The sequence below is a fragment of the Streptomyces sp. NPDC025638 genome (assembly GCF_055558775.1).
In genome coordinates this window covers 47963-60937 of record NZ_JBVHLX010000012.1, presented here as the reverse complement: position 1 = coordinate 60937, position 12975 = coordinate 47963, and the positions used below count along the sequence as shown (strand labels likewise).

Here is a 12975-nt window from a genome sequence, read left to right as displayed (position 1 = left end):
CACCTTAGGGTGAGCGGATGATCGAACCCGGTGTGACGGACATGCGCGCGGTACCGGCCGCCCACGCGATCGAGGTCGGGACCGAGCCGCTGGACCGGCCGGTGCGGAACTCGGTGGGCGGCTGGCCGTTCCTCGACGACGCCCAGGAGTGGCCGGAGTGTTTCTGCGGCGACCGGATGGCGCTGTTCTTCCAGCTCGACATACCCCCGGACGTGGAGCCCTTCGGGGGATACCACCTGCTGGTCTTCCACTGCCGCGCGCACAACGACGCATCCGACCCTCAGCTGGCCGACGGCCGGCTCGTGCCCCGGTACTGGGACGCTCCGCAGCCGCCCTACCCGCGTCCGTTCTGGCGCGTGCTGCTGCAGCGCCACGCGGAGTTGCCGACGGCAGAGCCCGAACCGTCCGTGCGCGCCCTGCCGCTGACGCTGCGGTCTTTCACGGAGACCCCCGGCGAAGGGCGGGGAGCCCAGGTGTTCAAGGTGGGCGGGGAGCCGTCCTGGGCACAGTATGCCGAGTACTACCGGTGTGCCTGCGGCGCCGACCTGGTGTACGTCTGCCAGGTGCCGGAGGGCATGGAGTTCGCCGTTCACCCCGGTCAACCGGAGCAGTCCTACAGCGTCCGTGCCGACACCTACGGACTGTTCCTCGGCAACGAGGTCTATCTGCTGGCCTGCCCGGCCCACTGCGACCCGGCGGCGATCTGGCCGGTGAACCAGCACTGACCTCTGAAGAAGCGCGTCGGCTTCTACGACGGCGAGCTACCGCGCCGGCTCCTCGTCACACCCTCGACGAACGCGACGAACGCGCCGGTCGAGACGGTGAGCGTGTTCCCATCGGGGATCTTCGAGTCTCGTACGGCCACTTGGGCCTGGAGGGCGGCGACCTCGACGCACTCGCCGCCCGTCGTGTTGCTGTAGCTGCTCCTGCGCCACTTCGCACTGCTCAGGTCGATGGCTCGCACGGGACTTCCTCCCACATCCGGATGATGAACTCGCGCGACTTGGCCGGCGACAGAGCCAGGTCACGCACCGCATCGTAGATGCGCTGCAAGCGCTCAACTCTGCCGTTTTCCTCGATCAGTTCACCGCGCTCGTCATTCTCGCTGTAGGCCACGGTACGGCCGTCCGGCAGCCGGAGGAACATCCTGGCGGTGTTCATCAGGCCATGGGGGCCCGCGCTGAACGGCAGCACGTGGAGCGTGATGTTCGGGCGCTCCGCCGCCTCCGCCAGGTACGCCAGCTGCCCCTGCCACTCCTGCGGATCGCGCAGCCGCGTGCGCAGGACGGCCTCGGAGAGGATGACGCGGAACGGCGGCGGATCGACCCCCTCCAGCAGCTGGCGTCGGCCCAGGCGCGCCTCGACCTGCTGGTCCCGCTCCTCACCCCGGAGGCCGCCCGCCGCGAGCGCCTCACGCGCGTACCCGGCCGTCTGGAGCAGACCCGGCGGGGCGCTCACGGCGTAGTGCCACAGGCTCACCGCCTCGGCCTCCAGCATCATGTACCGCCGGTACTGCTCGCGGAACTGCGTCGGATCGCTGACCGCCAGCTCCCACAGCGCCAACAACAGCCCCGGCGTCCCGTAGTAGGTGTCCAGCGCCTGTACGACCTCCGGGCCGCCCAGTGTCTGCCCGCTCTCCATCTTGCCGAACTGGGACGGGTCCCACCCCACCGCCTTCGCGAGCTCCCGCAGGCTCAGACCCCGCTCGGTGCGCAGTAACCGCAGCTCCTCCGCGAACCTTCGACGGGGCTCCTGGCTGCGTCCCGTGATCACCCGTCTCGGCGGCATCGTGCTCCTCCGTGAAGGCGTGGAAGGCATGGAAGGTATGGAATTTGCGCCGCCTGGCGGAGCATGACGGCTCGCCCACGGCGTCCGCGCTCGGCTCTGGGGGCCATTCTCGTAACGCCCAGAACACGCAGAGTAGTCCAACCTTCGCCGTGCGAGCAGGGATTCGGCGGACAGAGACGGAGGCGGAGCGCATGAGCACGCGGCACACGCGGCACCGGACGGCGATGGCGGCGGCCGACACGATCAGGGAAGCCGAGGACGCGCGCGACGCGCTTGCCTCCGCCCTCGACCGCGCGGGCCTGCGCCTGCCCTCCCTGAGACTCGACACGAACACCTACGCCGACGCGAGCCCCCGCCCGCTCATCGAGCTGGGTCGCTGTTCCCCGCCTCTCGTTTGGGAGTTGGCGGCCGCGATCGAGAAGGGGATCGAGAGGGGCACGGCGCGGTGAGCCGGCGGGTGTTCCGGTACGTACCGTTCACCATCCAACAGGACCCGACGGCAGAGCCCGAATACGAGGCTCTGTGCGTCTCAGGCGACGAAACGGACTGCGGCGCGAGGTCCGGCACGCACGGTCACCCCGGGCCCGTCGAGGAATGGCAGCGCAAGCACACACAGGAGACCCGGCACCTGCGCTACCGGCGCAACTTCGGCGACTACGCGGTGCTACGGCAGGACGGGCCGTCCAGGACCGGGGCATGCGAGCACCGGCAGATCGAGAAGCGCGAGGGCAGCACGCACTGCCGGGACTGCAAGCGACAGCTCTACCTGTGATGGCCGGCGCAAACACGGCAACGTGTTGTCAGTGCCGTGATGCTGACTGTGGAAGCCCGCCTCGTCCGCCGTAACTCCCCAATAACCGATCTGCGTCGGCTGTCCGTCGGCGTACAGCACCGTGCATCTGCCCTGCGCGCGGCCGGGAAAGTCGAGCCGTTCGGAGTTCAGGGCGTCCAGCCAGTCGGCGTGGGTGGGGCGGCCGTCGGGGGACCAGGCCCGGATCTCCGCATCCGTCAGCGGGCGCATGAAGGGGCCGTCCTCGGGGTCCTCGGGGTCTATGAGCAGGGGGAAGTCCAGGACCGAGTACGTGCCACCGGTGAAGATGTACTCGTGCCAGGCCGGGTCCCGCCACAGCTCCTCGATGGTCCGGCCGGGGAATCCGTGGTCGTCCCGCGCCAGTTCCGCGTCCTGGGCCTGGCGGAACGCCGCCGCCAGGTCACGCTGATACGGGCCCGTGTTCAGCCAGCAGTCGCCGCCCATGCCGATGCCTCCGCTCCAAGATCTTCGGTCAGTGGGGCCGCAGCGTAGGAGACACCACTGACATCGGCCGGGGCCGGCGGGACGGCCGGAGCTGTGACAGATCTGTGAGCATCTGCGCTGAGAAACGTGGGACGTGGGGCATGCCTGTCGTGTCCCCACGGCACGGATTCGCTGCTGGCGCGAACACGAGCGCGAGCTCGGTACGGACGAGGACGGTTCTTGGGCCAGGGAGGGGAACCCCGTCGCGGTCAGGTGTACGACGGGGAGCTGGGCGCGGCCGTCGCGCGGGCCCAGGAGGGCGACGAGGCAGCCTTCGCGGTCGTGTACCGGCTGGTGCAGCCCGGTCTGCTCGGCTATCTGCGCGGCCTGGTCGGCGACGACGCCGAGGACGTGGCCTCGGACGCCTGGCTGGAGATCGCCCGGGACCTGGGCAGGTTCAAGGGCGACGGGGCCGGCTTCCGCGGCTGGAGCGCGGCGATCGCCCGGCACCGGGCGCTGGACCATCTGCGCCGCCGGCGGGTACGGCCCCGGGCGACAGTGCTGGAACAGGACGTACTGGAGCTGCCCGGCCGGCACAGCACCCATGAGCAGGCGCTGGAGGCCATCTCGACCGAGGACGCGTTGAGCCTGCTGCGCGAATTGCCGCGCGACCAGGCCGAGGCCGTCCTGCTGCGGGTGGTCGTCGGCCTCGACGGCCCCGCGGCGGCACGGGTCCTGGGCAAGCGCCCCGGCGCCGTGCGCACCGCCGCGTACCGGGGGCTGAAGCGGCTGGCCCGGCGGCTCGGCGCCGGGGACGAGGCGGAAGGTGTGACGGAAGACGGCTCTCGCACGCTGGGGGAGTCGACATGAACAAAAGCGGCGACGCACCGCCGGACAGGGATGGATGCGGACATGGGTGAACGGCGAAGCGGCGGCGGTCTCTCCGGCCGTCGGCGCGTGCACCCGGACGGCGCCGACCCCCGTGGGACGTTCGAGCCCGAGAACCTGGAGGTGCTCCTCGGTGCCGCGCTGCGGGCGGGTGCCGTCGACCCCGAGGCCGAGCAGCGTGCCGCGGCCGCGTTCCGGGCCGCCCGTGATGTTGGGGCGCATCGGCCGGGGACCCGGCGCCGGGACGACTGGCGGCCCCGTGAGCGCGGGCGCGGACGGCGCTCGGTGAGGACCACGGTGGCGATGGCGCTGGCGAGCCTCACCCTGGGCGGCGTCGCGGTCGCGGCCATCGGCACGGTCACCTCCCACGGCGGGAACGACGAGGGGCACCGTCCGGCACCGGCGTCCGGCACCACCGACGGGCCGGCCGTCCGGCCGTCCCGCACGTCGCCCTCGCCGTCCGGCCCCGGGGCCCACGGCCGCCCGGACACGGCCAAGGACACCCTTGCCCACTGCCGTGCCTATGAGCAGGTCAAGGGCCGTGGCAAGGCGCTGGGTCCGACGGCCTGGCAGCGGCTGGTGCGGGCCGCGGGCGGCGAGCGGAACGTCGCGGCGTACTGCGCCCGGCAGTTGGCGCGGGCGGACGACAAGACGGCGAACCAGTCCGGCAATCCGGGCAAGGGGAACAAGGGTGACGAGTCGGGCGATGTCGTGAAGGGCAGTCCGAACCCGAACTCCACCAAGAAGAAGTGATTCCCGCCCGGAAGAAGTGATTCGGCTCACCCCGGATTTGACCGTGGGTGGCCGGATTTGTGCTGCCGAGGCAACGGCCGGAGCCGCCACCCCCCACAGGAGAGGCCCCGGCCGTCGCGCGGCACGGGCCGCGCGGCGACCCGTACTCCCTACAGCGCCATGAGTGCGTTTTCTGTCACACCTCGGTGCGTCACGAGTTAGTTGCATCTTGTACGGACATGGACGAGGAGCGGTTTCAGGTCGTAACGTGCCTTTCGCGTCGAGCGCAGATGCATGACCAGTGCATCGATCGGCGGACTCGAAGCCGCGACCATCTACTGAAGACGCGACCATCTACTGAGGAACCACGGGTGCTGGGGGACGACGCGGAGCTGACCGCCGCGGTGCGTGCGGCACAGGACGGGGACGAGACCGCTTTCCGGACTGTGTACCGCGCAGTGCATCCGCGGCTGCTCGGTTACGTACGGACGCTGGTCGGCGATCCGGACGCCGAGGACGTGACGTCCGAGGCCTGGCTGCAGATAGCCCGTGACCTGGAGAGGTTCAGCGGGGACGCGGACCGGTTCCGCGGCTGGGCGGCCCGTATCGCCCGCAACCGCGCGCTGGACCACATACGGATGCGCGGCCGCCGCCCCGCGATCGGCGGCGACGAGACCGAACTGACCGGCCGGGCAGCCGAGTCCGACACCGCGGGCGAGGCCATCGAGGCCCTGGCCACCGGCAGCACCCTCTCCCTCATCGCGCGGCTCCCGCAGGACCAAGCCGAAGCGGTCGTCCTGCGGGTGGTCGTGGGCCTCGACGCCAAGACCGCGGCCGAGACGCTCGGCAAGCGCGCGGGCGCCGTACGCACGGCCGCGCACCGCGGGTTGAAGCGGCTCGCGGAACTGCTCGGGGAGGATCCGGAATCGGCCGGAGTGCTCGACGCACTGCCCGCCCAGCGAGAACCGCGCCGCCGCCCGGTGACGTCCGCCACTGTGACGCATACGCGAGCGCGGACGCAGAAGGACATGTGATGGCCGACGAGCAGTACAAGTGGCTGGACCGGGAAACGGCGGAACATCTGCTGCGCGGTGAGTCGCTGGAAGCCGTCGACGCCGCCGCCCGCGAGCAGGCCGAGCGACTCGCCAAGGCCCTCGGCGCACTCTCCCCCGACGCCACCCCGCCCGGTGCCGAACTCCCCGGCGAGGAAGCCGCGTTGGCCGCCTTCCGCAAGGCGCGCGAGGCCACGGCCGCCGAGGAGTTCGCCGTCGGTCACGGCACCGAGTCCGCCACGCGCCGCACCGGCCGCTCCTCCGACGTCGGCCTGGTCCGCATCGGCGGTCCGTCCCGCGCCGCCCGACGGCCGAGCTCCCGCCCGCGCTGGGCCCGCCCCGCACGCCTGGGGCTCGCCGCCGCGCTGGCCGCGGGCATGGTCGGCGGGGTCGCCGTGGCCGCCGGAACCGGAGCCCTGCCGACGCCCTTCGGCAACGAGAAGTCCGGGCCCGGGGCCTCGGTCTCGGCCGCCGCGACCCCCGACCGCCCGGCCGGCTCGCCCTCGCGGGACAGCGTGCAGGGCGGTACGTCCGGTGCGCCCACGCCCGGCGGCACGGCAGGCGGCCGGCCGAGCGGCGGCTCCTCGCGCGGCACGGCGGGCAAGGACGGCGAGAACGGCAAGGACGGCAAGGGCACGGACAAGCACGGCACCCCCGGCACCGCCGACGGGACCGGCACCTGGTGGCGCAACGTGGCCGAGGCCTGCCGCGACATCCGGGACGGCAAGACCCTGGGCTCGGACCGCAGGCGTGCCCTGGAAGGGGCGGCGGGCGGCTCCGCGCGGGTGTGGAAGTACTGCAAGGCCGTCCTGGAGGCCGCCGCCGACGCCCCCGGCGAGAACGCCGACGGCAAGGGCGACGACGGCGACGGCCACGGCGACCAGGGCGACCGGGACGGCCACGACCGGGACGGGCACGGCCGCCATCGCCGCGGCGGCAACGACCACCACCAGGACGGCGGGGTCGGCCTGCCCGCACCGACGGCCTTCGGCCCGCAGCGGCCCACCGGTCCCGACCGGACACCCCTCCCGTCGCCGAGCCCGACGTACAGCGCGCTCTGACCTCTCTGACCTCTCTCTACGCCTCTGATCTGCGTTTTTATAACTCGCAGAAGTTTTTTCGCGCGGGGTGTGACGTTTTCAGCGGCTCGCACGCAGTAATGAGTGAGCCGACTGGTCATCGGCCGTCGCACTGAGCCGGGGTTCCCCCCGTACCTACGGCTCGTGCACCCGGCGCGGGCGGGACACGTTCCCCCGGTCCCGCCCGCGCCCCAAATCTCCCCGGTTTCAAAGTCTTCCTGGTCTCACCAGTAGACGACGACCTTGTCGCCGGTCCGCACCTGCGCGAAGAGCTTCGCGATCGCCGCCTCGTCCCGCACATTTACACAGCCGTGCGAGCCGCCCGCGTAACCGCGCGCCGCGAAGTCGTACGAGAAGTGCACCGCCTGGCCGCCGCTGAAGAACATCGCGTACGGCATGGGGGAGTGATAGAGCGTCGACACATGGTGGCGTGACTTCCAGTAGATGCTGAACACGCCCTCCCGGGTCGGGGTGTACTGCGCGCCGAAGCGCACCGACATGGTCGACACCGTTCGGCCGTCCACCATCCAGCGCAATGTCCGGGTCGTCTTGCTGACGCACAGCACCCGTCCGGTCAGACAGCGCGGATCGGGCGCGGCGGCCGGCTGACCGCCCATCAGATACAGCTCCCAGGTGCCCGGCTCGTGCGTCATCCGCAGCAGCCGCTGCCAGGTGACGATGTCGGTCTTCCCGGTCCGGGGCAGCCCACGCTTGCCCTGGAAGCCGCTGACCGCCTTCTCCGTCAGATCGTCGTACGTCCCCGTCGGCCCGTCGAAGAGCCAGGCCACCTGGCGCAGGCGGGCCTGCAGTTCACGCACGGCCGTGCCGGTGTCGCCGCGGGACCACAGCACACGGGGGGGCTGCGGGGCGGGCCGGTTCCCGGCCGGGGTCGCGGTGGGGCTGGGACTGGAGCGGGGGGTGGGATCGGCCGGCAGTTGGACGTGCACCGGCGAGCGGTGCTTGCCGTCCGCGTCCGGGACCTGCACCGTGCAGCCGCACAGCGCGGCGAGTGCGGCGGCCGAGGTGAGTGCGGCGGTTGTTCTTCCGAGGCTCCCCATGCCGGAAATGCTTCCCAGCGTGACCGCCGGCGAACTACGGGGCATCGTAAGGAGTGACGAACGTAATGCGGAGGCACGAACCATGGCGCGTGAGTCGGAGTCCGGACTGCCCATCGAACCCGTCTACGGTCCGCGGGATCTCGCGGGCCGGGACCCCGCCGAGACCCTGGGTGAGCCGGGTGCGTACCCCTTCACCCGCGGCGTGTACCCCACGATGTACACGGGCCGCCCCTGGACCATGCGGCAGTACGCCGGCTTCGGCACGGCGACCGAGTCCAACGCCCGCTACAAGCAGCTGATCGCGCACGGCACGACCGGTCTGTCCGTCGCCTTCGACCTGCCCACCCAGATGGGCCACGACTCGGACGCGCCGCTCGCCCATGGCGAGGTCGGCAAGGTCGGTGTGGCCATCGACTCCATCGACGACATGCGGGTGCTGTTCGGCGGAATCCCGCTGGACAAGGTGTCGACGTCGATGACGATCAACGCCCCGGCCGCGCTGCTGCTGCTCCTGTACCAGCTGGTGGCGGAGGAGCAGGGCGTGCCGGCGGACCGGCTCACGGGCACGATCCAGAATGACGTCCTGAAGGAGTACATCGCCCGCGGGACGTACATCTTCCCGCCCAAGCCGTCCCTGCGGCTGATCGCGGACATCTTCAAGTACTGCCGGGCCGAGATCCCGAAGTGGAACACGATCTCGATCTCCGGCTACCACATGGCGGAGGCGGGCGCGTCCCCCGCGCAGGAGATCGCCTTCACGCTCGCCGACGGCATCGAATACGTCCGTACGGCGGTATCGGCGGGCATGGACGTCGACGACTTCGCGCCCCGGCTGTCGTTCTTCTTCGTCGCCCGGACCACGATCCTGGAGGAGGTCGCCAAGTTCCGCGCGGCCCGCAGGATCTGGGCGCGGGTGATGCGGGAGGAGTTCGGCGCGCAGGATCCGAAGTCCTGGATGCTGCGCTTCCACACCCAGACGGCGGGCGTCCAGCTCACGGCCCAGCAGCCCGAGGTGAACCTGGTGCGGGTGGCGGTCCAGGCCCTGGCCGCGGTGCTCGGCGGCACCCAGTCCCTGCACACCAACTCCTTCGACGAGGCGATCGCGCTGCCCACGGACAAGAGCGCGCGACTCGCCCTGCGCACCCAGCAGGTCCTGGCCCACGAGACGGATGTGACGGCGACGGTGGACCCGTTCGCCGGTTCGTACGCCGTCGAGCGGATGACGGACGACGTGGAGGCGGCGGCGCTGGACCTGATGCGCAGGGTCGAGGACCTCGGCGGCGCGGTCGCGGCGATCGAGCGCGGCTTCCAGAAGGAGGAGATCGAGCGCAACGCGTACCGCATCGCCCAGGAGACGGACGCGGGCGAACGGGTCGTGGTCGGCGTCAACCGCTTCCAGCTGCACGAGGAGGAGCCCTACGAACCCCTCCGCGTGGACCCCGCGATCGAGGCCCAGCAGGCGGAGCGGCTGACGAGGCTGCGCGCCGAGCGGGACCAGGCAGCGGTGGACGCGGCACTGGTGGCCCTGAAGAAGACGGCCGAGGGCGAGGACAACGTCCTGTACCCGATGAGGGCGGCGCTGAGGGCGCGGGCGACGGTGGGCGAGGTGTGCAACGCGTTGCGGGAGGTGTGGGGCACCTACGTCCCGTCGGACGCCTTCTGAGAGGCGGGGGTCGACGTGGGTCTTGTCCCTTTGGGGAACCGTACACTGCCGCAGGTGTGCACAGTTCTCGCATGGAGACGTATCCGCTCGTGGAAGCACGCAACCAGCCAGGACAGCTCGTCGGCCGCGTGCGGCACGGGGGCGAGCACATCTTGATCAGTGAGTACGACAAGCCTGCGGCGGCTCTGGTCCCGATGGAGGAACTGGAAGAACTGGAGCGCCTTCGTGATCAGGCCGACCTCGCCGAGGCGCGCGCCCGTGAGGCGGCTCCCACCGGACCGGCCATGGCACATGACGAGTTCATGGCCCAGTTGGAGGCCGAGGACCGGCAGGCCGAGCGGTGAGCCACGCCGTCGTGTGGGGGCACCAGGCCATGGGGGAGTTCCGTCGGCTCCGCCAGGCCGACCCGGTAGGAGCCAAGGCCTGTGCCGCGGCGGTCCGGAATTGGCGGACTCGCCCAGGCCGGAGGAGGCGCGTGCGTTGGGCGGTTCCGGCTACTACCGGATGTCTGTCGGAGCCTGGCGCGTGTTGCCAGGGCGCTGTTCCTCGGGTGCAGTGAAGCTGTCGCCGGCGACCTCGTAGGCCGCGCGACCGCCACCACGTACACGGCGCCATACCGAGACGGGTGACGAGCTGCTGCGCCGCGCCGCCGCTCGGACCGCCGGCCACGGCCACGTCGGGCACCGGACGGGGGCTCCGCGCCGGGGCGGACTCCGACTGGGCGACCGCGTTCGGCGCCACGGCCAGTGCGCTGCCGACGAGGGAGGCGGTCATCAGGGTCTTCGTGCTGAGCGGGAATTTCCTGAACACGGCTTTCAGGTCCTCCGGTCAGATGTGCGTCGATTGTTTGTTCGATGCAGCGCAGGACCGGGTGCACCAGCCGGACACGGCTTTCAGGTGGCGGAACGCTTAATTCACTTTCCGTCTGCAATGTCATGCCGTGTTCACCTGGAAGTCGTCGTCCGGTCGTGTCCGGGCGACGGAGCCGTCCCAGGATCGCGGAGATATTTCCGAAGCGAGCACGGGTGTGCACACGTGGCCAACGAACCGACCCTGTCCGTCATCGTCCCCTGCTACAACATCGAGACCTATGTCGCCGACACGGTGACCAGCCTCGTCAACAACGCACGGGACGACTTCGAGTTCCTCTTCGTCGAGGACCGGTCCACCAAGGACCGGACCTATGAAGCGCTGCTGACGCTGACGAAGAAACTGAAGAACAGCAGGGTGATACGGCACGAGCAAAACGGTGGACTGGCCACCGCGCGCAACACCGGCATCGACGCGGCCGAGGGCCGCTACCTCACCTTCCTCGACGGCGACGACTGGCTCGCCCCGGGCTATCTGGCCGACCTGGTCGACTGCGTCGAACGCTTCGACGTCGACTTCGTCCGCACCGACCACGTCCAGGTCACCGGCGTCGAGCGAGCCGTCCACCGGGCCCCGGAGGGGCGCCGGCACACCCCGCTCGACCCGCGGACCTCGATCCTCCCCGTCGACGACACCACGATGGTCGACTACCCGTACGCCTGGGCCGGCGTCTACCACCGCCGGCTGCTCGACCGCGGCCTGCTGCGCTTCCACGACGGGCTGCGCACCGCCGAGGACCGCCCCTGGATCTGGGAGCTGCACCGCAGGGCGGACTCCTATGTCGCCGCCAGCCTGCGCGGCGTCTTCTACCGCCGGGGCGTGTCGAGCTCGCTGACCCAGATCGGCGACGTCCGCCAGCTGGACTTCTTCCGCTCCTTCGACCTCGTGCTCAGCGAGCTCGCCGGCGACCCCGAGGCGGACCGGCTGCGCAAGAAGGCGCTGCGCAACTACTGCGTGGTCATCGCCCACCAGCTCCTCGACCGGGGCAGGTTCGAGCGCAGCGTCGCCGCCAAGCTGCGGCAGCTGGCCGCCGAGGCCCTGGGCCGGATGACCGAGGAGGAGCTCAACGAGGCCCTCGTCGGCATGGGCGAGGAGCGAGTGCACATACTGCGGCGCATCCGCGGCGGCATGAAGGGGGTCGCGGCATGAGCGGCACGGAACCGAGCACGGGTACGAGCATGAGCACCAGCACGACGAAGACCTCCGGCGGCACGACGCAGATCTTCTTCTCGGCCACGCAGTACGCGGCCGCCACCGTCACCGCCGCCCTCCGCGCCGGGCTCTTCGGCCCCCGCGCCGCCCACCGGCGCATCCTGGTCGTCAGCAACACCGCCGCCGTCCCCGAGGTCGGCACGCCGCTGGACCGCATGGCCGGCTTCGAGAAGCTGCGCCCCGAGTTCGACGAGGTGCGCTCGTGGAACGAGTTCATCTCCCCGCACCACCCGGCCGGCTGGTCCCCGCGCGCCCAGGACGCCCTCCTGTGGGAGAAGGCCGTACGCCTCGCCTGGGACCTCGGTGACGAGCCCGTCGAGATCGCCTGCGAGTCCATCCAGGCCAACCCCTCCCGCGCGGTCGCCGAGATCTTCGCCGACAGCCCGATCCACGTCTACGCGGACGGCCTGATGAGCTACGGCCCCACCCGCAACCGGATCCCGCACGGCATGAGCAGCCGTATCGCCCGCGTCCTCCACCTGGACCTGATACCCGGGCTGCGCCCGATGCTCCTGGCCGAGTACGGCGTCGAACCCCAGCCCGTGCCCAACGAGGCCATCGTCGACGTCCTCGCCCAGATCGGCGAGGAGGGCGCCGGCATCCTCGCCGACCGCATCCCCGTCGAGGGCCGCCCCACCGCCGTGCTCCTCGGCCAGTACCTCTCCGCCATCGACCTCATCACGCAGGACGAGGAGGAGGAGCTCCACGTCCGTATGCTGCGTGCCGCCGCGCGGGCCGGGCACCGGAGCGTGCTGTTCAAGCCCCACCCCAGCGCGCCCTCCGTCTACGGCAGGTCGCTGGAGGAGGCCGCCGAACAGCTCGGGGTACGGCTCAGCGTCCTGAACGAACCCGTGCTCGCCGAGACCGTCTTCGCGCATCTGAAGCCGGAGCTGGTCATCGGCTGCTTCTCCACCGCGCTGATGACCGCCGCCGCCTTCTACGACATCCCCGTCGCCCGCGTCGGCACGGAGCTGCTCCTCGAACGCATCACCCCGTACGAGAACAGCAACCGCGTCCCCCTCACCATCATCGACGCGGCCCTCCCCGACGCCGAGAGCGCCACCCTCGGCACCCCGCTCGAACTCTCCTCCCTGAGCGCCGAGCTGGGCCCGCTGGTGCGCACCGTGGGCTACTGCATGCAGTCCCGCAAGCACCCGGGCCTGCACGAGGAGGCGGCCGCCTGGCTCACCGCCCACCTCGCCGAGTACCCGCGGTACTTCAAGAAGCGCCGCCTGACCAGCCTCCGCCTGCCCGGCGGCAGCCCCATCCGGGCCGAGTCCCTGCGCCGCCACCCGGCGGTGCGGCGGGCCGTACGGCAGATACGGGCACGCCAGAGCTGACGCACGCACGCGGACCCGGAGGCCGGTGGGACAGCAACGTCCCACCGGCCTCCGGCCGT

The 12975-nt window shown here is 71.1% G+C and carries 15 protein-coding genes; 11 read left to right on the top strand and 4 right to left on the bottom strand.

Annotation, left to right across the window (positions count from 1 at the left end):
* Window positions 1-17: 17 nt before the first annotated feature.
* Complete coding sequence (locus tag ACZ4EG_RS28750) at window positions 18-725, top strand: hypothetical protein (protein ID WP_467792645.1); 708 nt, start codon at window positions 18-20, stop codon at window positions 723-725.
* 23 nt (window positions 726-748) lie between these two features.
* Here the strand turns inward: ACZ4EG_RS28750 and ACZ4EG_RS28745 are convergent, their stop codons facing one another.
* Complete coding sequence (locus ACZ4EG_RS28745; protein WP_467792644.1) at window positions 749-964, bottom strand: DUF397 domain-containing protein; 216 nt, start codon at window positions 962-964, stop codon at window positions 749-751.
* The gene (locus ACZ4EG_RS28740) at window positions 946-1788 is read right to left on the bottom strand and encodes a helix-turn-helix domain-containing protein (RefSeq protein ID WP_467792643.1); all 843 of its coding nucleotides are present in this window, start codon (window positions 1786-1788) and stop codon (window positions 946-948) included. The genes ACZ4EG_RS28745 and ACZ4EG_RS28740 overlap by 19 nt, the downstream gene beginning before the upstream one ends.
* Before the next feature lie 191 nt (window positions 1789-1979).
* Between ACZ4EG_RS28740 and ACZ4EG_RS28735 the strand changes: the two genes are divergently transcribed.
* Window positions 1980-2237 carry a hypothetical protein gene (locus ACZ4EG_RS28735; RefSeq protein ID WP_467792642.1) on the top strand — a complete coding sequence of 86 codons (258 nt, stop codon included), beginning with the start codon at window positions 1980-1982 and terminating at the stop codon, window positions 2235-2237.
* A complete protein-coding gene (locus ACZ4EG_RS28730; protein ID WP_467792641.1) occupies window positions 2234-2560 on the top strand; it encodes a DUF7848 domain-containing protein in 327 nt (108 codons plus the stop codon). The genes ACZ4EG_RS28735 and ACZ4EG_RS28730 overlap by 4 nt, the downstream gene beginning before the upstream one ends.
* Here the strand turns inward: ACZ4EG_RS28730 and ACZ4EG_RS28725 are convergent.
* Window positions 2453-3043 (bottom strand): hypothetical protein, encoded by a 591-nt coding sequence (locus ACZ4EG_RS28725; RefSeq protein WP_467792640.1) that lies wholly within the window; start codon window positions 3041-3043, stop codon window positions 2453-2455. The genes ACZ4EG_RS28730 and ACZ4EG_RS28725 overlap by 108 nt on opposite strands.
* Window positions 3044-3262: 219 nt before the next feature.
* Between ACZ4EG_RS28725 and ACZ4EG_RS28720 the strand changes: the two genes are divergently transcribed.
* The 4 genes from ACZ4EG_RS28720 (at window position 3263) to ACZ4EG_RS28705 (ending at window position 6755) form a co-directional block, all read left to right on the top strand.
* On the top strand, window positions 3263-3892 hold the full coding sequence (locus ACZ4EG_RS28720) for an RNA polymerase sigma factor (RefSeq protein WP_467792639.1): 630 nt from the start codon (window positions 3263-3265) through the stop codon (window positions 3890-3892).
* A gap of 42 nt (window positions 3893-3934) precedes the next feature.
* A complete protein-coding gene (locus tag ACZ4EG_RS28715; protein ID WP_467792638.1) occupies window positions 3935-4663 on the top strand; it encodes a hypothetical protein in 729 nt (242 codons plus the stop codon).
* A 350-nt stretch (window positions 4664-5013) separates the two neighbouring features.
* Window positions 5014-5676 (top strand): RNA polymerase sigma factor, encoded by a 663-nt coding sequence (locus ACZ4EG_RS28710; protein ID WP_363293815.1) that lies wholly within the window; start codon window positions 5014-5016, stop codon window positions 5674-5676.
* Window positions 5676-6755 (top strand): hypothetical protein, encoded by a 1080-nt coding sequence (locus ACZ4EG_RS28705; RefSeq protein ID WP_467792637.1) that lies wholly within the window; start codon window positions 5676-5678, stop codon window positions 6753-6755. The genes ACZ4EG_RS28710 and ACZ4EG_RS28705 overlap by 1 nt, the downstream gene beginning before the upstream one ends.
* A 242-nt stretch (window positions 6756-6997) precedes the next feature.
* Here ACZ4EG_RS28705 and ACZ4EG_RS28700 read toward each other — a convergent pair whose 3' ends face one another.
* A complete protein-coding gene (locus tag ACZ4EG_RS28700; RefSeq protein ID WP_453550977.1) occupies window positions 6998-7831 on the bottom strand; it encodes a L,D-transpeptidase family protein in 834 nt (277 codons plus the stop codon).
* Between the two features lie 82 nt (window positions 7832-7913).
* Between ACZ4EG_RS28700 and ACZ4EG_RS28695 the strand changes: the two genes are divergently transcribed.
* From ACZ4EG_RS28695 to ACZ4EG_RS28680, 4 genes are all read left to right on the top strand, one after another.
* On the top strand, window positions 7914-9494 hold the full coding sequence (locus ACZ4EG_RS28695; protein ID WP_453550974.1) for an acyl-CoA mutase large subunit family protein: 1581 nt from the start codon (window positions 7914-7916) through the stop codon (window positions 9492-9494).
* A gap of 71 nt (window positions 9495-9565) precedes the next feature.
* Window positions 9566-9838: a type II toxin-antitoxin system Phd/YefM family antitoxin gene (locus ACZ4EG_RS28690; RefSeq protein WP_467792636.1), complete on the top strand. Its 273-nt coding sequence runs from the start codon at window positions 9566-9568 to the stop codon at window positions 9836-9838.
* Between the two features lie 691 nt (window positions 9839-10529).
* Complete coding sequence (locus ACZ4EG_RS28685) at window positions 10530-11513, top strand: glycosyltransferase family 2 protein (RefSeq protein WP_453550969.1); 984 nt, start codon at window positions 10530-10532, stop codon at window positions 11511-11513.
* Between the two features lie 29 nt (window positions 11514-11542).
* On the top strand, window positions 11543-12916 hold the full coding sequence (locus tag ACZ4EG_RS28680; RefSeq protein ID WP_467792792.1) for a polysialyltransferase family glycosyltransferase: 1374 nt from the start codon (window positions 11543-11545) through the stop codon (window positions 12914-12916).
* Window positions 12917-12975 lie beyond the last annotated feature (59 nt).